This is a genomic window from Chlorobium sp. (genome assembly GCF_036528655.1).
GTDB lineage: Bacteria > Bacteroidota > Chlorobiia > Chlorobiales > Chlorobiaceae > Chlorobium.
This window is the reverse complement of sequence record NZ_JAIGND010000005.1, coordinates 1-22,258: the sequence shown is the minus strand read 5'-3', so window position 1 is coordinate 22,258 and position 22,258 is coordinate 1. Positions and strand designations below refer to the sequence as shown.

Genomic DNA, 22,258 nt, shown 5'->3' with positions numbered 1-22,258 from the left:
AATAATTTGTGCCTTGGTTATTTGTATGCGCCTCTTTTTTCTATCAAAGCACATGTTTACTGATACTAAAAAAATGAACATTTACATCGGCAATTTACCCTACTCTGTTACCGAAGACGATCTTCGTGATGTATTTTCCCAGTTCGGACAGGTCGACAGCGCTAACATCATCACCGACAAGTTTTCAGGCCGCTCGAAAGGGTTCGGGTTTGTTGACATGCCGAATGACAGCGAAGCCCGCGAGGCCATCGAATCCATGAACGACAAGGATCTCAAAGGCCGCACCATAAAGGTTAACGAAGCCAGGCCTCGCGAAGAGCGCCCGGTAAGAAGAGATCGCTACTGATAGCCGGTCGCGAAAAGATTTACAGAAACGCCGGACAGCTCATGCTGTCCGGCGTTTCCGTTTTATAGCCTTCCTTACTCCTACCTGTTCAGAATAACGCCGAGATCCTCCAGCAATGACTGAAGATCCTCCTCATGCTCGACCTCGTCCTGAAGAATCTGAACCGCAAGATTATAGGTAACGGGATCCTTCATCCCGATCTCCTCGATGATGCTGTTATAGACATTGATGGCGCACTGTTCCCCTGAAATATTCTGTTCGAGAATTGTTTTGACGAACGGATCGTCTGGTGCGTCGTAGCCGCAATTCGTCCAGGTAAACCAATCTTTCGGATTGGTCACAGGGGTGCCGCCAAGCTGGATGATCCTCGTTGTCACCATATCGGCATGCCGCAGCTCGTCCGCAGCATGCTGCAGCAGTTCGGCAATGACCGCATCCTTCATCGGACCCTGAACCACCTTCGAACCCAGCCAGTACTGGTAGTAAGCAAGCCACTCGTCGGCGAAAGCCTTGTTTAGCAGTTCAAGCACGCGTGGAAGATGATCCCCGACGATTGCACGTCCTCTGGTTCCCATGTATCTCTCCTTTTTCTTTTGCGTTGTGATTTACTTGTTGTTTGAAACGAGATCCTTCAATGCTGCGCCGAGATTGGCATAACGAAACACAAAGCCGTTCTGCTGCAATGCGCGGGGAACGACCCGCTGACCCTTGACCGCATAGTCCGCGCCCTCCCCGAGCAGCACCTGAACGGCAAGTTTCGGAACAGGCAACAGCGACGGACGTCCCATCACATGCCCGAGTTCATGCGCAAAATCGCTCATTGTCGAAGGAACCGGAGCTACCGCATTGACAGCGCCCTGATAACGGGAATCGTCGAGAACGGCAAGTATGCAGTCTATTTCATCGTCGATATGTATCCAGGAAAGGCACTGTTTTCCGGATCCGACAGGCCCGCCGAGAAAAAAGCTGAACGGCGTTATCATTTTCTGCAGCATCCCGCCCTTCGTAGAGAGCACAATTCCGGTACGAAGCAGCACGAGGCGAACGCCGTACTGCATTGCCGGCTCCGCCGTTTTTTCCCAGTCGATACAGATTCGCGCAAGAAAATCGCGTCCTTCCGCCCCTGATTCGTCCAGTTCGGCCGTATCGCCGCACTCTTCGAACGAACCATAATAACCTATCGCGGATGCGGAAATGAAAACTTCCGGCTTCCGTTCCGCCCTGGCTATGGCGGCAACCATGTGCCTTGTGCTGTCTATTCGCGAATCGTAGCACTCTTTCTTGTGCTCTTCCGTCCACCGCGCATCGAGCAGCGGCTTGCCAGCCAGATGGATTACGGCCTTCGCTCCGTCAACGGAGGAGACCCACTCTCCGGAATCCATGTCGGCATCCCAGCGAAGATACCCTGCCGCCCCGGGAATTTTATCTTTTGCCGATCCGGCAGACCTGGCGAGCACTACCACTTTTTCCCCGCGGGCTATGAGCCTTCGCGAAAGCTCGATACCGATTACCCCGGTTGCTCCCGTAATGACAATATGTCCTTCCATAGAACCCTGTTTAAACTGAAAACGCCGACGCCATGTAAAACGAACCGTAAAACCTTACTGAACAGGCAATTACCGGTAATAATTCCCGATAGGGAACAGGAATCGCCGACAGAAAGAGGAAAAAGATTCGGGAACTTCGGAGGAGATACCGGAAAGAGTGCGGAGTATCAGTACTCTTCGCCGTTGATCAGCAGAATCACGGGCCTGTCGTCTCCCAGAAGATCGGTCACGTCCTGCGGCCAGTTACGGGAAGCAACCTCAAGGCGACTGATAACATAATCCTCGAAATCGTCCAGAAGACGCTCGTCGCCATCGAACTCTTTCGGAGAAGTGATGTTGATGAGAATACTCGGTTCTGCTTTTTTGCCCTCTCCGTACATGGCGAATTCGATGACAACGCCGCTCAGGCCGGTTCCTGCTATCGGAACCAGCCTGCCCGTATCGACAAGATCGCGGGCAATTCTATCCAGGTCGGAAAGGACGCCCGCAAAACGGACATCCTGATGAAGGTCCATACTTATACTCCTTTCAGATTATTCCACGGTAACGGATTTTGCGAGATTACGGGGACGATCGACATTGCAGCCCCGAAGCGTCGCTATGTGATAGGAGAGCAATTGCAGAGGAATGACCGTCAGCAACGGGGTCACCGGTCCAGCTGCTGAGGGAATATAGATGACATGATCGGCAAGCGAACGGATCTCTTCGTCGCCTTCGCTGGCGATTGCTATAACCCTCCCTTTACGGCTGCGTACCTCTTCGATGTTGCTGAGAATCTTGGTATAGGTATTGTCGCGGATCGCTATAAAAATTACAGGCATATCCTCGTCGATCAGCGCTATGGGCCCGTGCTTCATCTCGGCTGCGGGATACCCCTCCGCATGAATGTATGAAATCTCCTTGAGCTTGAGCGCGCCTTCCAGCGCCACAGGAAAATTGTAACCCCGGCCAAGATAGAGAAAATTCCGTGCGTCACGATAACTCTCAGCAATAGCGTGAATTGCCTCGTTTCCCTTTAGAATCCCCGCTACTTTTGCAGGAACCTCCGACAGTTCCTGCAGATAGCCGGCAATTTCCTCGTCGCCGAGCGTTCGACCCTGGCTGAGGGCAAGCGCTACCATGTACAGCACGATAACCTGTGCGGTAAACGCTTTGGTCGATGCGACTCCGATTTCGGGGCCCGCATGTGTGTACATGCCGCAATGGGTTTCGCGGGCGATTGTCGAACCGACCACGTTGCAGATGCCCATGACGAGCGCGCCCTTATCTTTAGCCTCTCGCAGTGCGGCAAGTGTATCGGCGGTTTCGCCGGACTGAGAAATAACGATCACCACATCTTCGGGAGTAATAACCGGATTGCGATACCGGAACTCGGAAGCATAATCGACCTCTACAGGAATACGCGCGAACTCCTCGATCAGGTATTCGCCGATCAGACCGGCATGCCAGCTCGTGCCGCATGCGCAGATGATGATCCGTTTCGCCTTGCGCAGGTGTTCGAGGTTATCCTTGATCCCGCCGAGATGCAGCGAACCGCTTTCGAGCCGAACCCTGCCGCGCATGACATCCTCCATGACGGCAGGCTGTTCGAAAATCTCCTTGAGCATGAAATGCTCGAATCCGCTTTTTTCAATCTCCTCGAGTTCGAAATCCAGTTCGGTAACAACCTTTTCGGTCTCTATGTTCTCGACGGTTTTCACCGTATATCCGGCCTCGGTAATGACAGCCATTTCTCCGTCTCCGAGATAGACGACTTTACGGGTATGCTCTACGATAGGCGCGGCATCGGAAGCAACAAAATACTCCCCCTCGCCAAGACCCAGCACCAACGGACTTCCCTTGCGGGCGACAACCAGCGTGCCGGGTTCGCGCGATGAAATCACGCACAGGCCGTATGCTCCTTCGACATGCTGCAGAGCCCGGCGCACCGCGCCTTCAAGCGAAAAAGAAGGCTCCTCTTTCCACATTCGGTCGATGAGATGCACAAGCACTTCCGTATCGGTTGCGCTTCGGAAAGCATAGCCGTGCGAAGACAACTCCAGACGGAGCGACATATGGTTTTCTATGATCCCGTTGTGGATAACGGCAATATCACCCGCGCCGTTAAGATGCGGATGCGCGTTGCGGTCGCTGGGATCGCCGTGTGTGGCCCAACGGGTATGCGCGATGCCCACCGTTGCGCCATAAAGCCTGTCGCCGCTCTCCTGAAGGGCAAGCTCGAGATTCGCCACACTGCCTTTCTGTTTTACGACCGAAAGATTTCCATTCAGAACGGCAATGCCTGCCGAGTCGTATCCGCGATACTCCAGACGCCTGAGGCCGTTCAACAGAAGGGGCGCCGCCTCCCGTTTACCGATATAACCAACGATTCCGCACATGGCAAGCAGTTTAAACTGAGGGCATCCCGCCGATTACCGAACTGACAGGGTGCCGGTTGGGGGAGATATAAATAAAAAACAAGTATAAGATGATAATAAACATCAAAAAACCAGCCTCATGGCATCGCGCATTTTTTCAGCCTCCGCGGCAACGGCAGCCTCATATTCTTCGACGAACCTGAACGACCCGGAAGGATATATAATGCTCCTGCTGACATTTATAAGGGCGCTCTCGCCTTTGGAATCGGCGCCTTCCCTGACGGCATCGTCGAGAGATCCTCCCTGGGCTCCGACTCCCGGAATGAGAAAAAACAACCCCGGGGCCTTACGTCGCAGATCGCCAAGCCGACCGGTCTTTGTGGCGCCGACAACGACCCCGGCATTGCCGGACTGCTGCCACCCGGCAACATGTTCAAGCACGACCTCATACAAAGGTCGGCCGTCGAGCATGAGCTGCTCCTCGAAATCCTGCGATCCGGCATTCGAGGTCAGACAGAGCACGAAAACAAGCTTGTCGGTATAAGCAAAAAAAGGCTCAAGAGAATCGAATCCCATATACGGGGCAACAGTAACCGCATCGAAAGGCCAGTGTTCGAAAAACGCCTGCGCATACTTTCTGCTGGTGTTACCGATATCTGCCCTTTTAGCATCAGCTATCGACAGGCATTCCCGCGGTATTTCGACAAGCGTTTTCTCCATATCGAGGAGTCCCTGCACGCCGGACGCTTCATAAAAAGCGGTATTGACTTTATATGCGGCCGCATAATCCTTTGTCGCCCTGATGACCGAACGGTTGAATGCGGGCACGGGATCGGAGCAGCCGCGAAAAACCTCCGGTATTTTTTCCGGATCGCTGTCCAGACCTACGCACAGCAGCGACTTTATGGACGATATCCTGCGGTTGGCCTTCTCGCGAGCGGTACTCAATGCTTCTCTCCGTTTACTTCGAATTAAAAAAATGCCTTTTATACAAACCTCCCGTAACGACATGCCCGTTGCCTCAAGGCAATGAGAAACAGCGACATCCAACGCATACTGCAACTTATTACCTGCAGGGAACATTCTTTCATCCCGTAATATATAAATATGTTTATTTCGGGATGCTTCATTAAATTCAGGATTCCCGTAAATTGCATGACTTGTGCTCCGATAGAGATGTCTCATGACTGAAACGCTCACCAATAAACAATGATTGACTGATTAATGGCAAAAAACCTGTTCAAACCCACAAATCCATACAGCAACGAACCGGAAAGCAACGAAAAACGCCCGAAATTCTCGATAATGTACTATCTGATGGTAATCCTGCTGCTGATAGGCATACAGCTCGCATTTTTCTGGTCCGGGTCGTCGGTTGAAATCCCTTACAGCACGTTCCGCAAATACATTGAAGAAAACAGGATCGAGTCGGTACGAATCTCCCCCGAACGCATCTATGTGGAACTGAAAAGCCAGCCGAAAACGGACGCGGCCGCCCCGGAACCCGCTAAAAAAGAGCCCGGACTTATCATTCCCCGTTCTTCTGCACCTGAAAACGAGGTATTCGTCACGCCGGTTCGCGACGACGAACTCATAGGCCTGCTCGAAAGCAAAGGAATAAAATATCAGGGACTGCCGAGCAATACCTGGCTTGGCGAGCTGCTGCAGTGGATTCTGCCATTCGCGCTTCTTATCGGCATCTACTTTTTCTTTTTCCGCCGAATGGGAGGACCGGGCTCGCAGTTCATGAACATCGGCAAGAACAAGGCCGCGCTGTACGAAAATCTCGACGAGCACACCCGCATCACCTTCAAGGATGTCGCAGGACTTGACGAAGCGAAAGCTGAAGTCATGGAAGTGGTAGACTTCCTGAAAGACCCGAAAAAGTATACGAAACTGGGCGGAAAACTCCCCAAGGGGGTACTGCTCGTCGGCCCTCCGGGAACCGGAAAGACCCTTCTGGCAAAAGCCGTAGCAGGCGAAGCTGACGTTCCGTTCTTCAGCATCAGCGGTTCCGACTTCGTTGAAATGTTCGTCGGCGTCGGCGCAGCGAGGGTACGCGATCTTTTCCGTCAGGCCAAGGAGAAAGCGCCCTGCATCATCTTCATCGACGAGATAGACGCCGTCGGCAGAAGCCGCGGCAAAGGCGCCATGATGGGCGCTAACGACGAACGGGAAAACACGCTGAACCAGCTTCTCGTCGAAATGGACGGCTTCGCAACTGACAAGGGCGTCATCCTCATGGCGGCGACGAACCGACCGGACGTGCTCGATTCAGCCCTGCTTCGACCGGGCCGCTTCGACCGTCAGATCATGGTCGACAAACCCGATCTGAAAGGCCGCATCGACATTTTCAAGGTCCATACCAAAAACATGTCGCTCTCGCCTGACGTAAACATCAAAGCGCTCGCCTCCCAGACTCCCGGGTTCGCCGGCGCTGAAATAGCCAACGCCGCCAACGAAGCCGCGCTGCTCGCATCGCGCAGAAACAAGCAGAGCATCGAAATGAAGGATTTCGAGGACGCAATCGAGAGGGTCGTGGCCGGACTTGAAAAGAAAAACAAAGTCATCAATCCTCGCGAAAGGGAGATCGTCGCCTACCATGAGGCCGGCCATGCCATCGTAAGCTGGATGATGCCGGAAAACGATCCTGTGCAGAAAATCTCGATCGTTCCCCGCGGCATGAGCGCATTGGGCTACACCATGAACATTCCGCTCGAAGACCGCTACCTCATGACGAAAAACGAGCTGTCAGCACGCATCTGCGGCCTGCTTGGCGGAAGAATCGCCGAGCAGATCGTTTTCGGCGAAATATCCACCGGAGCACAGAACGACCTCGAAAAAGTGACCGGGATCGCATACAACATGGTGATGGTCTACGGCATGAGCGAAAAGCTTGGCAATCTATCATATTACGAGAGCAACAATCCGTATTCCGGAGGCCCCGGAATCAACAAGAAATACAGCGAGGAAACCGCTCAGCTGATCGACAGCGAAGTGAAGGCGATCGTCGAAAAAGCCCGTCAGAAGGTGACCGAACTGCTCACGACAAACCGTGACAGACTCGAAACCCTCGCAAAGGAACTGCTCTCGAAAGAAATGCTGCAGTACTGCCAGATCGAGGAGATTCTCGGCAAACGACCAGAAGGGAAATATCCCGTCCATCTGCACACGGAATGCGACGGCTCCGAAACGGTCGCCGAAAAACAGGATGTCGCCGCAGAACAGAACGGAATGAGCCAGGAGGAACTGATAGAGCTTGAAGCCGCCGTGGCAAAGCTGAAGGAAACACGGGAAAAGGGCGAGCCTTGAGAACTTCCTCTGCGTGATTATGAAACGGGGGCGTCTTATCGTTTCCGGGTTCCTACAGGGCGTGGGGTTCAGAATGTTCGCAGAACGGACAGCAGTAAAACCCTGCATATCCGGGTGGATCAGGAGCCTGCCGGAAGGAACGGTTGAAATCGAAGCGCAGGGCCCCGAGCAGCATCTTGAGAAACCGGCCAAACAGGCAAGCAAAAGGGTCTTCGGGAGCCGTGGTTAGCGGAACAGGTACAACGCAAACAGGCAGGATCGCTCCTGCCTGAATAGGTTCTGTTTTTCGTGGGTCCCGAGGGATTCGAACCCCCGACCTACTGGGTGTAAACCAGTCGCTCTAACCAGCTGAGCTAGGAACCCGCTTTCGGGCCACTATTATAATATATTTTTGCTGCAACGCAAAAGAATAATTAAACGACTATCCTCAGACCAGACCCGATTTGTAAGCCGTTCTGAAAAAGCATAAATTCATGCCGGCATGCTACACCCGAAACCGGCAATTTTTTTTATAAAAACATGAAATCATTATCAATTCTCGGCAGTACCGGATCGATCGGACTCAGTACCCTCGATGTCGTCAGACAGCACCCCGACAAGTTCTCGATTACAGGCCTGGCTGAAGGCCACGACACAGCGCTGCTTGCCGAACAGATCGATGAATTCAGACCCTCTGTAGTATCGGTTCGGGATGCCGCTTCGGCAGAAAAACTTCTTGGTCTCCTTGGCGAACACAAGCCGGAAATTTTCCACGGTCTCGAAGGCGCTGCAGTCGTCGCAGCCGCAGAAGAAGCTGAAATGGTGGTTTCAGCCATTGTCGGCGCGGCAGGGCTGGTACCTACCGTCACGGCCATCAAGGCAGGAAAGCATATCGCACTGGCAAACAAGGAGACGCTCGTCGTTGCCGGACAACTGGTCTCCGATCTGGTCAGGCAGCACAACGTACAGCTGCTGCCGGTAGACAGCGAGCATTCCGCAATCTTCCAGTCTCTTGCCGGACATCGAACCGAAGATATCGAACGCATCATCCTGACCGCTTCGGGAGGGCCTTTCCGAAAAACGCCTGCCGAAGAGCTGAAACTGGCCGGCCCGGAACAGGCGCTCAAACATCCGCAGTGGTCGATGGGAGCAAAAATCACCATCGATTCGGCTACGCTCATGAACAAGGGGCTCGAAGTGATAGAGGCGCACTGGCTCTTCGACATGCCAGCAGAAAAGATCGGCGTCGTGGTACACCCTCAGAGCATCATCCACTCGATGGTCGAGTATATCGACGGCTGCGTGATGGCCCAGATGGGCGTGCCCGACATGCGCGCGCCTATCGCCTATGCGCTTGCGTATCCGGAACGATGCGAAACCGGCATCGGCAAACTCGACCTCACGAAAATCGGCACGCTCACCTTCGAGGAACCAGACATGGAACGATTCCCCGCGCTCCGTCTCGCCTTCGATGCGCTCAAGGCCGGACGCACTTACCCTGCTGTGCTGAACGCGGCCAACGAAATCGCCGTCGCCGCCTTCCTCGATAAAAAAATCGGATTCACCGAAATAGCCGATACGGTAGACAAAACCATGCAGGCCCATAACGCCTATGCTCCCGTCGAGCTCGACGAATACCTGCAGGCCGACCGCTGGGCTCGCGAAACAGCAAAAGCCATTATCGGATAACATCAGCTGCCAGCCTGAATATCATAACAATTTCCCGGCGCCCCGTCGATGCGGGGCACCTATTTTTTATTACGAAACGATAGATACAAATGGACATTCTGAACACGACATTTTTCTTCATTGTAGCGATATTCATTCTTGTCACGGCTCATGAGCTCGGGCATTTTCTCACCGCCAAGCTGTTCGGCATGAGAGTGGACAAATTCTATATCGGCTTCGATTTCTTCAACATGCGCCTCTGGAAGAAGAAAATAGGCGAAACGGAGTACGGAATAGGAGTGTTCCCCCTCGGCGGATACGTCAAAATAGCCGGTATGGTCGACGAAAGTCTCGACACCGCACACCAGGCTTCGGAGCCGCAGGAATGGGAGTTCCGCGCAAAGCCTGTCTGGCAGCGCCTTATCGTGCTGGCCGGTGGCGTCGTCATGAACATGTTGCTTGCTGCGGTTATTTTTATCGGTGTTACCCTCGCATTCGGCGAATCGCGCACCACCGTCGACAATCCGGCCTACATCGAGCAAGGTTCGGTATTCGCCGTCATGGGCATGAAAACCGGCGACCGCATCGCTGCCGTCAACGGCAAGGAAGTTTCAAGCTGGGAAGAAGCGCTCGATCCCGCAACATTCACGGAAACGTCACTGACCTATACCGTGCTTCGCGACGGCAAACGCATCACACTCCGTGCGCCGGACAACCTGCTTTCCCGTCTTAACGAGAACCAGGCGCTCGGCATCAGGCCCGCCATGATCCCTGTCATCGACGACGTGCTGGCCAGCGAACCTGCGGCAAAAGCCGGCATCAAACCAGGAGCGCTGATCACAGCAATCGACGGGAAAGCTGTTTCGGACTGGACCGAAGTCGTATCCATCATCTCCGCCAGTGCGGGAAAACCTCTCGCCATTACCTGGAAATACCTTGAACAGACGCCGGGAAAGCTGACCGATCCGGCTGCGATAATGGCCTCGGGAAGCTCGACCGTCACTGAAGTCGTTCCCACGGCGGCGGGTAAAATCGGTATCGCCCTGCGCCAGACTCTGCAGACCGAGCGCATCGATCTCAGCGTTTTCGAGTCGATAGCGAGCGGCACATCCCAGACCTGGAAAATGAGCGTCATGACCGTCCAGGGATTCGCCCGGATATTCACCGGACAGGATGACTTCCGCAAGTCGCTCGGCGGACCCGTCAAAATCGCAAAAATTGCAGGACGCAGCGCCGAACAGGGACCGATCAGTTTTCTGTATTTCCTTGCCGTACTCTCAATATCGCTTGCCATCATCAATATCCTGCCGATACCGGCGCTTGACGGCGGACAGTTCGTCATGAACGCCGTCGAGGGAATAATCGGCCGGGAACTGCCATTCGAGGTCAAAATGCGTATCCAGCAGATCGGCATGGCGCTGCTGCTCACGCTATTCGCCTACATTCTCCTGAACGACATCCTGAATCCCTGATCGTCTGCAGATGACCATGTTCGATAAACTTCAGGCGATAAAGGAAAGGCATCTCGATCTCGAGCAGCAGCTCGCCGATCCGGGTGCCGCAACAGACCAGAACCGTTTCAGGAAACTCAACAAGGAGTACAGCGACCTTCGCGACATCGTACAGGCATTCGATCGCTATACCCAGGCTAAACGCCAGCTCGACGAATCCAGAGCAATGCTGAAATGCGAGAAGGACCCGGAAATGCGCGAACTTGCCCAGACTGAAATCGACGACCTGCAGCAGCAGATCCCCGAACTGGAACAGCAGCTCAAGGTGCTCCTGCTGCCGAAAGACGAAGCCGACTCACGGAACGTGATCATCGAAATCCGCGCCGGCACGGGAGGCGAAGAGGCCGCACTCTTTGTCGCGGACCTCCTGCGCATGTACCAGCGTTATGCGGAACGCCAGGGATGGAAATGCACGATGCTCGACTATACCGAAAGCTCCATGCCCGGAGGATTCCGGGAAGCCGTGCTGGAAATGAGCGGCAACGACGTCTATGCCACCATGAAATACGAAAGCGGGGTCCACCGCGTTCAGCGCGTGCCCGAAACGGAAACCCAGGGCCGAATCCATACTTCCGCAGCCAGCGTCGCCGTTCTGCCCGAAGCCGAAGAGGTGGATGTGGAAATCCGCCGCGAAGATCTGCACTTCGACACCTACCGCAGCGGAGGCAAGGGCGGTCAGAACGTCAACAAGGTCGAAACCGCCGTCCGCATCACCCATGCTCCCTCGGGCATCGTCGTGGCCTGCCAGGAAGAGCGCTCCCAGCTGCAGAACAAGGAACGGGCAATGACCATGCTGCGCACGAAGCTCTACGACCGGCAGCTCGCCGAGCAGCAGCAGGAACGCGCCGATCTTCGCCGTTCTATGGTGACGACCGGCGACCGGAGCGCAAAAATCAGGACATACAACTACCCTCAGTCGCGCGTAACCGACCACCGCATAGGGTTCACCAGCCACGCGCTCCCGCAGATCATGCAGGGAGATCTCGTCGACATCATCGAAGCGCTCAAACTGCACGATCAGACCGAACGGCTGCAGACTGCCGCAGAAAGCTGAGTTTCCTCGAATTCCTGCAGATGAAATGAACGTCCGCTTTATATTTTTCAGTGATAGTCTGTATATTTATAAACAGGGTAGCCTCAACCCCATGAAAACGATTACCCGGCAACAACCCACACAGAAAAGCTGACGACAGCACCACGGCAGGGAGAGAACAGGTCACATGGAAATGGAAGCCACAGGAAAAAGCAGGGGCGAATGGATTTTTTTCGGAGAGTTCGACAGAACGGTCAGCTATCTTACCGACCACGCCAGAATACTCGGATTCAACCCATTCTGCCATAAGGTAGAAGAGACTTCCGAAGAGAATATCTACAGATGGCACTTCAGGGTAACCGACCCGCAGAACAATCCTTTTGACGTCATTTTCTATGTCGAGCAATCAGAAGAACTGCTCGTCGAACTTCCGGACGCCCTCGCAGGCATAGATCCGGACGAACTGACCGACGAAATGATCGAACAGTATACCGTCGGCAAAAAAATCCGCTGGCACCATCACCAGCCGAAAAGTCCGGTGGACGACCCGAAAAACTACCTTTTCGAAGGCCGGGCATACGCCGACATGCACATACACCCCATGCAGGAAACCGAGAGAACGAGAGTGCACTTCGACCTGAAAATCGATGTACGTTTCGTGCTCTACCCGGCATTCCGCATCGTACCCGAACAGATCATCCGCGCCATGACCAACGCCGGCATGTCGATGATCATGCAGACCGCAACAAACAGGATGTTTCACAGCATATCGAAGGATTTCGGCCATGTCCAGCACGCATGAACACAACCTCCCGATGAATTTCCACGATCTCGTCAGAGACCGCTGCAGCATCCGCAGTTTCGCAAAAGACCGACCGATACCGGAGGATGTCCTGCGGCGCATCCTCGAAGCCGGAAGGCTCGCTCCCTCTGGAAAAAACCTCCAGCCATGGACATTCATCGTGATAAGCTCCCCGGAAATGCTGGAAAAAATATATCCCTGCTACTCGCGCGACTGGGTACAGAGCGCGCCTTACCTGCTCGTCGTAAAGGGAAAACGCAGCGGCGCCTGGCACCGGGCAAAGGACGGCTACACCTCGCTTGAAACCGACCTTGCCATCGCCATGGACCATATGATCCTTGCGGCGGCATATGAAGGCGTGGGCAGCTGCTGGATCGCCGCCTTCGACCGCGACATCCTTTACGGCGCCCTCGGACTCAATGACGACGAAGAGATTTTCGCCTTCACCCCGCTCGGTTATCCCGCTACGGATGCCGTAACGGTACCTAAAACAAGAAAGTCCATCGAAGAAGTGGCGGTATTTCTCTGAATGAGGAATTTCAGATCGTCTGACCGGTAACGCATGCCGATCCTTCTGTCAGACTCCATCCTGCCGCTTCTCGAAAGCCGCTATCGCCGCCATCATGTCCCCGAACACCGGATTCGCGGCTTCAAGCTGCTTGCCGCCGTTCATGATCGGATCTTTCAGCACCACGCTCGCATGTCTGACTCCGAGATCTTCGGGAATCCTGAAAAGGGTGAAACGATCCTGAAGAGATACCGCTTTTAACGCTTCTATACCGGCAATGTCCGCAGTTGTGTCACATGCCGAATGAGCCGCGAACACTTTCCGGGAATAAGGGAACCGCCGGCTGAACCCTCCGATGAGAGAATCGGTTTCCCCTATCAGGCGGGCAAGTTCGGAGGCTCCATCCATATCCACATGAGTGTATCGATAAGGATTCTCGCCCACCAGAGGCTGGTTTGTATCAAGGAAATCGGCAAGAAATGTCTGCAGCAGCTTTTCCCTGATCTCTCCTATAAAACCATAGGGGCCTCCTGCAAGATCGAGCGCCGCTGAAAACAGATAGAGCCTGCCGTTTACGTCGGGATTGACCGTTGCCATGTAAAAACCGAGAGCCCCGCCGGTCGAGAGACCTCCGACCGACACCTCATCAGCTTTCGATGCCGCCGCGCAGATTGCATAAGCGGCATTTGCCTTCCACTCATCAAGGTCGACCGCCTCCATGCCGTTCGGCTCTTTCAGGCCGTGGCCGTGAAGCAGCGGGAGATAGACGTTATAGCCAAGGCGATTGAAAAAGTACTCCCCTATAGCCGCCATGAAGTAAGGAGAGTCGGACAGGCCGTGGACGAGCACGATTGCCTTTTGCGGGCGATGGCCATGTTCCATTATTCTCGGATGACACCCACTGCGGACATTCTCGGCAGAGAAGTATCCGAATCGATCGTAATAAGACATCCATTCATTATCGCGCATTGTACCTGATAATTGAATTATTGTAACCCGAACCGTTCGGAACAGCCGCATTTCAACAATGAATCGGCGAGGCAAACCGAAATAGACGAGGACTCGGTCTCAGAAGTATAATCGAAACAGACTCCTGTTTCTCCGATCCTCATTATGCCTGAATAAAGCAGCCTGAAAAACTTCATCCTGAAAGGAGGGCGGGTTTTCCAGCCCGCCATTCTGATTCGGGTGTAATGGCGGACAGGAATGTCCGCCCTCCTTTAATTTGCTTCCGAGACAGCCTCACAACGACCTGAATTCCGGTTTCAGAATATCAGCAACATCACTGTAAGGAAGCGTGATCTCAGTAGGACCGTAGACATAGGCGGCTATCTCATAGTTATTGTAGAAAAAGGTCACTCCTTCCGGAGTCAATGCGACGTTGTCGGTAAAGCGGATAACGTTTTCGAACAACTGGCCTTTCTCGCCGTCGAGCCGTTCCGTTTCAGACAACCCTTTCATCTGCCGGTAGCGACTGTCGATCAGCCTGTTCAGCCGATCCTCGAACCCTGAAACAAAAAGATCCCCGACGGAAAGACGCTTGCCCGAAAGAGCATCGAATACGAAAAACCGTGTACCGTAATTGCCGTGGGCCCCTCCGGTATAGGATTGCGTGGAAATGCTCACCGTCAGAACGCCCTTCCTGTTCAGGAGAACCGAACCGTTCAGATTGAACTCGTAGGCGGGGACGCTTTCGCGCTCCTTTCGCTCGCGCCGATACTCCCTGAGAAAATTATCGGCAAGATCCCCGATGGATCTTTTGCCGCTGTAGCCCTCTCCGGGAGCGAGCTCGGTGCTGTCCGCTATCCACGACTGCAGTGTGGCGTTTATGTTTTCTGAAGGCGTGCCGCCTGAAAACACCGGATACTCACACTTGCAGTAAGCAACATGTTCAGGGGCCGCCGCCTTGTCTCCATCACTTTTTTTTTCAATCCGCAGCATCCTGTACGAAAGCGTATCGGAAACGCCGTTTCCTGCAGGATCGTCGCGTATCCCCATGTCATTGCCGGTTCCGCATGCGGACGCCATAATCATAAAGCATGCGAGGAACAAAAAAATAAATGCTTTACGTTTGTGATTTTTCATAACTCGTCAGATTTTGATACTTCAGTCAGTCAGGCCATACAATAGACAGGCAGAAGAATAATGCGTTATTTATTGCGGTTTCCCGCGATTATTCCGAAAGAGGCAGGCTGTATTCGTTCCGAACCGACTTATGAATTAACTGCCGACTATAACGGTTAAAATACAAAAAGCATCTTTTCGAATCATTGACCACGGGGAGCGGCCATGAGAAACATCGTCTTCACCGGAAAAGGGGGCGTCGGAAAGACATCCATCGCAGCGGCAACCGCTGTAAAGGCTGCATCGATGGGCTACAGGACGCTCGTCATATCCACCGATCCGGCCCACAGTCTCGGCGACTCTTTCGATATCGAACTCGGGCCGTCTCCGGTTCAGATCGCCGAAAATCTCTACGGGCAGGAGGTGAGCGTCTACGGCGACCTCAACCTGAACTGGGAGATCGTGCGCGAACACTTCGCCCACCTCATGGAGGTACAGGGCATTCAGGGCATCTACGTCGAAGAGATGGGCGTACTGCCCGGCATGGAGGAGCTTTTCTCGCTCTCCTACATCAAGCGCTACAACGAATCGAACGAGTACGACCTTCTCGTGGTGGACTGCGCGCCCACGGGCGAAACCCTGCGTCTGCTCTCCCTGCCGGAAACATTCGGATGGATGCTCAAGCTGATGCGCAACCTCGAAAAATATGTGGTCAAACCGGTCATCCGTCCGCTCTCGAAACGGGTAGGCAAGCTGCACGACCTCGTGCCGGATACCGACGTCTACGATCAGGTCGATCACCTCTTCTCATCCATCGAAGGAATCATCGAACTGCTCTCCGACTCGTCGAAAACCACCGTGCGCCTCGTGATGAACCCCGAAAAGATGGTGATCAAGGAGTCCATGCGCGCACTCACCTACCTGAACCTCTACGGCATCACGGTCGATCAGGTCGTCATCAACCGGGTGTTCATGGACGAGGTGGACGGCCAGTACATGAAGGAATGGAAAGAGATACAGCACAGGTACATCGACCAGATCGAAACAACCTTCGCCCCGATACCAATCACGAAAGTGCCGCTCTTCCGGCGCGAAGTGCTCGGCCTCGATATGCTCAAAGAGGTCGGCGAGGTCGTTTACGGCCAAAAGAATCCTCTCGATATCTTCTACCACGAGGAGCATGTCGATATCAGAAAGGTCTCGGACGGCCACTACGTCATGAGGCTCCGCCTGCCGTTCGTCTTCGACAACAGGATGGAAGCCAACGTGGTGCAGATCGGCGATTCGCTCACCGTCCGGATCGGCAACTACCAGAAAGGCGTGGTGCTCCCGGTATTCCTGGCCGGCATGAGGGTGGCCGAAGCCGGTTACGAGGAGAAATGGCTGAAGATCGACTTCCGCAAAAAAGAAGCGGCTTCCGCCTCTGCCTGATCATTCCCGGCATAACCGCTTACGGGAAGAATCCGGAATATTTCAGTCACAATCCGGAACTCGGGCGCCGGCCAAAGCGGAATTCAACGGCGGATATGCCCGATCTGCCTGATTTCATTGGCTTTGCAGGTAAAAAAATATGATCTTTCGGGAGCAAATTTTTACACCTGTATGAAAAAACATCTTCTTCTCGGAGCCGAGGCTGTCGCCTCCGGAGCTCTCGATGCCGGAATATCGGGCGTTTACGCATATCCCGGAACCCCCTCGACCGAAATCACCGAATTCATCAGGAAAAGCCGGGAAACCGCTGAACGCGGCGTTCACGCATCATGGTCGGCAAACGAAAAAACCGCCTATGAAGCCGCCCTCGGCATGTCCTATGCCGGAAAACGAGCGCTTTCGGCCATGAAGCACGTCGGGTTGAACGTCGCTGCCGACGCGTTCATAAACTCGGCCATAACCGGCGTCAACGGCGGCCTGGTACTTGCCGTGGCCGACGACCCGTCGATGCACTCCTCGCAGAACGAACAGGACAGCCGTTTTTACGGACGGTTTGCCATGGTGCCGGTAATCGAACCCGCTTCGCAGCAGGAACTCTACGACGCGACAGTACGGGCATTCGATCTTTCGGAATCCCTGAAACTTCCGGTGCTGCTCCGGCTGACCACGCGCCTTGCCCACTCCCGGGCGGGAGTGACCCGCGTCGCGGCTCGCGACGAAAACTCCCTTCATGCGGAATATGCCCCCGAACGGTTCGTGCTGATGCCGCATAACGCCCGGCGGCAATATGCGGGGCTGCTCGGCAAACAGGAGTCCCTGGAACGTCTCTCCGGCTCCTCCCCGCTGAACCGGATGATCCCCGGAAACGGCTCCACGGGGGTGCTTGCCTGCGGCATAGCCTTCAACTACGCAATGGAAGCGAAAAAAACCTTCGGCCTCGATATTTCCGTACTCAAAATCGGCCAGTATCCGCTTCCCCGGCATATGGTCGAAGATCTCTTCGCCCGATGCGAAACCGTGCTGGTCGCCGAAGAGGGATACCCGATATACGAAGAACTGCTCCGAGGATGGTTCGACGACCGGAAAATCACCGGACGCATGGACGGCGCGCTGCCCCGTGCCGGCGAACTGACGACAAGCCTGCTGGCCGAAGCGCTCGGGGTAAAACGCCCGGCTCCGGCGGCGATTCCAGGCATCGTTGCGAACCGCCCGCCCGAGCTCTGCCGGGGATGCGGCCACCGCGATCTCTTCGAAGCGCTGAACCGGGTCATGGAGGGTTTCGAAAACCGCCACGTCTTTTCCGATATCGGCTGCTACACCCTCGGAGCCCTGCCCCCATACAGCGCAATTCACACCTGCGTCGATATGGGCGCAGCGATCACCATGGCAAAAGGCGCCGCGGATGCCGGCCTTCGCCCTGCAGTCTGCGTCATCGGCGACTCCACCTTCACCCATTCCGGCATGACCGGCCTGCTCGACGCAGTCAACGAACAAACTCCACTCACGGTCATCATCGCCGACAACGACACCACCGCCATGACAGGAGGTCAGGCCTCGGCGGCTACGGGATCGAAACTCCGCTCCATCTGTCGCGGCCTCGGCGTCGAAGAAGCACGCATCAGAACGATCGTTCCCCTGAAACAGAATCTGGAGGAGAACATGGCGACGCTCAGGGAAGAAATCGCCTTTCCCGGCATTTCGGTGGTGCTGGCGGTCAGGGAATGCATAGAAACCGCTGCCCGGAAAAAACGAAGATCCGGAAGCAAACCAGCCAACCAGTAACGACCATGCAATACGATATTATTGTATCCGGCGTCGGAGGACAAGGCATCCTGAGCATCGCCGCGGTCATCGACCTCGCCGCGCTGCATTGCGGCCTCCATATTCACCAGGCCGAAGTGCACGGCATGAGCCAGCGCGGGGGCGCCGTACAGTCGCACCTGCGCATTTCGGACGCGGAAATCCACTCCGGCCTTATTACCGAAGGAACCGCCGACATCATTCTTTCGGTAGAACCGCTCGAAGCACTCCGCTACCTGCACTTCCTCTCCCCTGAAGGACGCATCGTCACGGCAACCGAAACCGTCGTCAATATGGCCGGTTATCCGCCCTTCGAACTGATCGAAGCCGAACTTCGCCGTACCGGCAGCCCTGTGCTCGTCGATGCCGCCGCTCTGGCCCGCGAAGCGGGAAGCGCAAAAACCTCGAACATGGTGATGCTCGGCGCCGCAACGCCCTTCATCGCCCTCGATCAGGACATACTGGAAGCCGGCATCATCGAACTCTTCGAAACAAAGGGAGAGAAAATCGTCGCCATGAACATCGACGCATTCAGAAAAGGGGTCGCATTCTCACAACAGTCAATTCAACAGACAGTCCTATGATCTGGAACGCGCATTACGAATGCATGGAGCGCGAGGAGCTCCGGAAACTGCAGGGCGAACGACTGCAGGCCATGGTAGAAAAAGTCTATTTCAATGTTCCCTTTTATCGCCTGAAACTGCAGGAAAAGGGCATCGAACCCGGCGACATCCGGAGCATCGACGACCTGCAGAAGCTGCCCTTCACCACCAAACAGGATCTTCGCGACACCTACCCCTTCGGCCTCTTCGCCGTGCCGCTGCAGGATGTCGTCCGGCTGCACGCATCGAGCGGCACCACAGGGAAATCCACGGTCGTCGGCTACACCCATAACGACATCCTCATGTGGAGCGAAGTGGTCGCCCGGTCGCTCACCATGGCGGGAGTCACGAAATCCGATATTGTCCAGGTTGCATACGGCTACGGCCTCTTCACCGGCGGCCTCGGCCTGCACTACGGAGCCGAAAAAGTGGGAGCTTCGGTCATCCCCATCTCCGGCGGCAACACCAAAAAGCAGCTCCAGCTCATGGAGGATTTCGGCTCTACGGCAATCGCCTGCACGCCCTCCTACGCGGCCTACCTCGGCGAAGCTCTTGCTGAGGAAAAAATCGACCGGAAAAACATAAAACTCAAAGCCGGCATCTTCGGCGCCGAACCGTGGACCGAAGAGATGCGCGCCCAGATCGAGCGGCTGCTGGGACTGAAAGCCTACGACATCTACGGCCTGAGCGAAGTCATAGGACCCGGCGTCTCGATGGAATGTTCCTGCCAGAACGGCATGCACATCTTCGAAGACCACTTCATACCCGAAATCATCGATCCCGAAACCGGCGATGTACTGCCCTACGGAGAGCTCGGAGAGCTGGTCTTCACGACGGTTACCAAAGAGGCCATGCCGCTCGTCCGCTACCGCACGCGCGACCTGACCCGCCTGCACGCCGAAACCTGCCAGTGCGGCAGGACGCTGGTACGCATGGAAAAATGCGTGGGACGCTCCGACGACATGCTCATCATCAGGGGAGTCAACGTCTTCCCGTCGCAGATCGAATCGGTGCTGCTTGAAATGAGCGAAACCAAACCGCACTACCTGCTCGTCGTCGACCGCGAAAACAACCTCGACACCATCGAAATTCAGGTGGAGGTCGAAGAACAGTTCTTCAGCGACGAAGTCAAAGAACTCGAAAATCTCCGCCGGCGCATTCATGCCAACATCTCAAGCCTGCTCGGCCTCAGCGCATCCATAAGGCTGGTCGAGCCCGGCACGATCGAGCGCAGCATGGGCAAGGCCCAGCGGGTAGTCGATAAACGAAAACTCAAATAAACACCACGGAGAAGACCATGATCATCAAACAATTATCGGTGTTTCTCGAAAACAGGACCGGCAGGCTGACCGAACTGACAGGCATCCTTGCCGAAAACGACATCAACATTTCGGCCTTCAGCATCGCCGATACGACGGACTACGGCATTCTGCGCATGATCGTCGGCCGACCCGACGCAGCCGCCGACGTGCTGCGCAAAAACGGCTTCGCCGTCAGGATTACCGATGTGGTTGGTATGATCGTGCCCCACAAACCCGGCGGGCTGCACAAGGCGCTGCAGATCATTTCCGACAACGGCATCGCCATCGACTACATGTACGCCTTCGCCTCGGGCGACTGCAAGGCCACGGTGGTCATCCGGGCCGACTCGCTGGATCGCATCATCGATGTGCTGCAGGAGCACAAGCTCGAACTGCTGCAGGCAGGCGACGTGTACCAGCTGTGAAGTTCCAGTTGTGAAGAAAAGGAGAGCAGGAATAAGCGGGTGATAAAGGACGCAAGGGCGCATAAGTGAAAGGAAGAAAATAACCAGCAATGCCAAGATTTTCGCAATCAGTATCAGCGCTTCGCTCCTCGGCAATCAGGGAGCTTATGAGCCTCGCTTCGAGGCCCGACATCATCTCCTTCGCAGGAGGAATGCCGGGCAACGATCTCTTTCCGGTCGAAGAGGTCGGGGAGCTGTTCCGGAACCTCGACCCGAAAACCAAGCAGGCGGCATTCCAGTACGGCCCGACCCCCGGCCTGCCGTCGCTGCTCGATTCGCTCTCCGGCTACCTCGAACGAAAAGGGCTGCCCGTACAGAAAAACCGGCTCATGATCACCACCGGCTCCCAGCAGGCGCTCAGCATCCTCGCCCGTGCATTCATCGACCCCGGCGACCGGGTGCTCAGCGAGTACCCCTGCTTCATCGGAGCGATAGCGGCCTTCAAGGCCTGCGGAGCCGACATCGTCTCCATTCCGGTCGATGAGGAAGGCATCGAAATCAGCATGCTGCAACAGGAAGTCCTGAAGCCCGATCCCGCAAAATTACTCTACCTCACGCCCTACTTCCACAACCCGGCCGGAATGCTCTATACCACCCGTCGCAAACGCCGGCTCATCGAGGTCATGCAGGGACGCGACATCCCAATCATCGAAGACGACGCCTACGGCGACCTCTGGTTCAGCGAAGAAGATCGCGAACGGCTGCAGCCCCTCAAATCGATCGACCCCGAAGGCATCGACCTCTGCTATACCGGATCGTTCTCCAAAATCCTCGGCCCCGGCCTCCGTCTCGGCTGGCTGCTCGCTCCCGAAGCCATCCACGAAAAATGCGAACTGATCAAGCAGTCCGCCGACGCCTGCTCGCCGAGCTTCACCCAGGTCATCGCCGACGCATTCATCCGCTCGGGCAGAATCGACAGCTACATCGCCTCCATACGCAACGAGTACCGCCGTCGGGCAGCCTGCATGACCGCAGCGCTCCGAAGCGAGTTGCCGGACTATGTGCGATGGAACGAACCAAAAGGAGGATTCTACATCTGGCTCACCCTTCCCGAAGGAGCGGACGCCACGGAAATTCTCAAACACGCCATCGAAGGCGGAGCCGTCTTCGTCGCCGGCAGCACCTTCGACCCCGAAGGCAGGCGCAACAACGCCATCAGGCTCTCCTACTGCAACAACACCCCGGAAGAGATCGAGCGGGGCATTCCGGTAGTGGCAAGGGCGATCAGGGAAGTGTGCGGGGAAGGATGAGTGCCGAGTTCTGAGTTCTGAGTGGGGAGGGCGAGAGGGCTTGTCGGTTTGATGGCACATCCATCCGTGAAAATCCAATCTTCAATCAGCGGGAACCGCGCTCTCCCTCCAAAAAATCAGCGCCTGATTTGATCGGCAAAGCCGGGCAACGCAGGCGCCAATCCGTGGGCAATAATCTTCCTCTTCCATCCACAGGCTTCCACATCATAACTCCTGTCTCCTGATTCCAATCCGTTGGCAACCTCTTCCTCGTCAATCACCTCGTGCTTCCGACCCACTGCCC

At 55.2% G+C, this 22,258-nt stretch carries 21 protein-coding genes and 1 tRNA gene; 14 read left to right on the top strand and 8 right to left on the bottom strand.

The features are described from left to right. The first annotated feature begins 73 nt into the window (after positions 1-73). Positions 74-346 carry an RNA recognition motif domain-containing protein gene (locus tag K4305_RS02015; protein ID WP_292001853.1) on the top strand — a complete coding sequence of 91 codons (273 nt, stop codon included), beginning with the start codon at positions 74-76 and terminating at the stop codon, positions 344-346. Between the two features lie 80 nt (positions 347-426). Here K4305_RS02015 and K4305_RS02010 read toward each other — a convergent pair whose 3' ends face one another. The 5 genes from K4305_RS02010 to pyrF form a co-directional block, all read right to left on the bottom strand. After that, positions 427-921, bottom strand: coding sequence for a ferritin-like domain-containing protein (locus tag K4305_RS02010; RefSeq protein WP_331560666.1), 495 nt, complete (start codon positions 919-921; stop codon positions 427-429). Positions 922-951: 30 nt separating this feature from the next. Beyond that, complete coding sequence (locus K4305_RS02005) at positions 952-1,893, bottom strand: TIGR01777 family oxidoreductase (protein ID WP_331560665.1); 942 nt, start codon at positions 1,891-1,893, stop codon at positions 952-954. A 167-nt stretch (positions 1,894-2,060) separates the two neighbouring features. After that, complete coding sequence (locus tag K4305_RS02000; protein ID WP_331560664.1) at positions 2,061-2,408, bottom strand: hypothetical protein; 348 nt, start codon at positions 2,406-2,408, stop codon at positions 2,061-2,063. A gap of 18 nt (positions 2,409-2,426) precedes the next feature. Continuing rightward, on the bottom strand, positions 2,427-4,271 hold the full coding sequence (glmS, locus tag K4305_RS01995) for a glutamine--fructose-6-phosphate transaminase (isomerizing) (RefSeq protein ID WP_331560663.1): 1,845 nt from the start codon (positions 4,269-4,271) through the stop codon (positions 2,427-2,429). 102 nt (positions 4,272-4,373) lie between these two features. Continuing rightward, positions 4,374-5,198, bottom strand: a complete 825-nt coding sequence (gene pyrF, locus K4305_RS01990; RefSeq protein WP_331560662.1) for an orotidine-5'-phosphate decarboxylase — start codon at positions 5,196-5,198, stop codon at positions 4,374-4,376. 276 nt (positions 5,199-5,474) lie between these two features. Here pyrF and ftsH point away from each other — a divergent pair, with 276 nt between their 5' ends. Further along, positions 5,475-7,562, top strand: a complete 2,088-nt coding sequence (ftsH, locus tag K4305_RS01985) for an ATP-dependent zinc metalloprotease FtsH (RefSeq protein ID WP_331560661.1) — start codon at positions 5,475-5,477, stop codon at positions 7,560-7,562. Between the two features lie 19 nt (positions 7,563-7,581). Further along, positions 7,582-7,791, top strand: a complete 210-nt coding sequence (locus K4305_RS01980) for an acylphosphatase (RefSeq protein WP_331560660.1) — start codon at positions 7,582-7,584, stop codon at positions 7,789-7,791. A 60-nt stretch (positions 7,792-7,851) separates the two neighbouring features. Here K4305_RS01980 and K4305_RS01975 read toward each other — a convergent pair. Beyond that, positions 7,852-7,925 (bottom strand) — tRNA-Val (locus K4305_RS01975). 156 nt (positions 7,926-8,081) lie between these two features. Between K4305_RS01975 and K4305_RS01970 the strand changes: the two genes are divergently transcribed. The 5 genes from K4305_RS01970 to K4305_RS01950 all read left to right on the top strand — a co-directional run bounded on the left by K4305_RS01970 (position 8,082) and on the right by K4305_RS01950 (position 13,084). Continuing rightward, positions 8,082-9,230, top strand: coding sequence for a 1-deoxy-D-xylulose-5-phosphate reductoisomerase (locus K4305_RS01970; RefSeq protein ID WP_331560658.1), 1,149 nt, complete (start codon positions 8,082-8,084; stop codon positions 9,228-9,230). 89 nt (positions 9,231-9,319) lie between these two features. Beyond that, positions 9,320-10,681, top strand: a complete 1,362-nt coding sequence (gene rseP / locus K4305_RS01965; RefSeq protein WP_331560657.1) for an RIP metalloprotease RseP — start codon at positions 9,320-9,322, stop codon at positions 10,679-10,681. Between the two features lie 16 nt (positions 10,682-10,697). Continuing rightward, complete coding sequence (gene prfA / locus K4305_RS01960; RefSeq protein ID WP_331560677.1) at positions 10,698-11,774, top strand: peptide chain release factor 1; 1,077 nt, start codon at positions 10,698-10,700, stop codon at positions 11,772-11,774. Between the two features lie 166 nt (positions 11,775-11,940). Next, positions 11,941-12,555: a DUF1997 domain-containing protein gene (locus tag K4305_RS01955; RefSeq protein ID WP_331560656.1), complete on the top strand. Its 615-nt coding sequence runs from the start codon at positions 11,941-11,943 to the stop codon at positions 12,553-12,555. After that, positions 12,539-13,084, top strand: coding sequence for a nitroreductase family protein (locus K4305_RS01950; protein ID WP_331560655.1), 546 nt, complete (start codon positions 12,539-12,541; stop codon positions 13,082-13,084). Before K4305_RS01955 ends, K4305_RS01950 begins: the two co-directional genes overlap by 17 nt. Before the next feature lie 48 nt (positions 13,085-13,132). Here the strand turns inward: K4305_RS01950 and K4305_RS01945 are convergent, their stop codons facing one another. Both K4305_RS01945 and K4305_RS01940 read right to left on the bottom strand, forming a co-directional pair. Then, complete coding sequence (locus K4305_RS01945; RefSeq protein WP_331560654.1) at positions 13,133-14,032, bottom strand: alpha/beta hydrolase; 900 nt, start codon at positions 14,030-14,032, stop codon at positions 13,133-13,135. A gap of 273 nt (positions 14,033-14,305) precedes the next feature. After that, complete coding sequence (locus K4305_RS01940; RefSeq protein WP_331560653.1) at positions 14,306-15,061, bottom strand: DUF3298 and DUF4163 domain-containing protein; 756 nt, start codon at positions 15,059-15,061, stop codon at positions 14,306-14,308. Between the two features lie 291 nt (positions 15,062-15,352). On the opposite strand from K4305_RS01940, the gene K4305_RS01935 reads away from it, so the two are divergent. The 6 genes from K4305_RS01935 (at position 15,353) to K4305_RS01910 (ending at position 21,975) form a co-directional block, all read left to right on the top strand. Next, positions 15,353-16,558 carry an ArsA family ATPase gene (locus tag K4305_RS01935; protein ID WP_331560652.1) on the top strand — a complete coding sequence of 402 codons (1,206 nt, stop codon included), beginning with the start codon at positions 15,353-15,355 and terminating at the stop codon, positions 16,556-16,558. A 171-nt stretch (positions 16,559-16,729) separates the two neighbouring features. Continuing rightward, positions 16,730-18,340 (top strand): thiamine pyrophosphate-dependent enzyme, encoded by a 1,611-nt coding sequence (locus tag K4305_RS01930; protein WP_331560651.1) that lies wholly within the window; start codon positions 16,730-16,732, stop codon positions 18,338-18,340. A gap of 5 nt (positions 18,341-18,345) precedes the next feature. After that, the gene (locus tag K4305_RS01925) at positions 18,346-18,942 is read left to right on the top strand and encodes an indolepyruvate oxidoreductase subunit beta (protein ID WP_331560650.1); all 597 of its coding nucleotides are present in this window, start codon (positions 18,346-18,348) and stop codon (positions 18,940-18,942) included. Further along, on the top strand, positions 18,939-20,240 hold the full coding sequence (locus K4305_RS01920) for a phenylacetate--CoA ligase family protein (protein ID WP_331560649.1): 1,302 nt from the start codon (positions 18,939-18,941) through the stop codon (positions 20,238-20,240). Before K4305_RS01925 ends, K4305_RS01920 begins: the two co-directional genes overlap by 4 nt. Before the next feature lie 17 nt (positions 20,241-20,257). After that, positions 20,258-20,686 carry an ACT domain-containing protein gene (locus tag K4305_RS01915; protein ID WP_331560648.1) on the top strand — a complete coding sequence of 143 codons (429 nt, stop codon included), beginning with the start codon at positions 20,258-20,260 and terminating at the stop codon, positions 20,684-20,686. Positions 20,687-20,775: 89 nt separating this feature from the next. After that, positions 20,776-21,975, top strand: coding sequence for an aminotransferase-like domain-containing protein (locus tag K4305_RS01910; RefSeq protein ID WP_331560647.1), 1,200 nt, complete (start codon positions 20,776-20,778; stop codon positions 21,973-21,975). Positions 21,976-22,258: the final 283 nt, after the last annotated feature.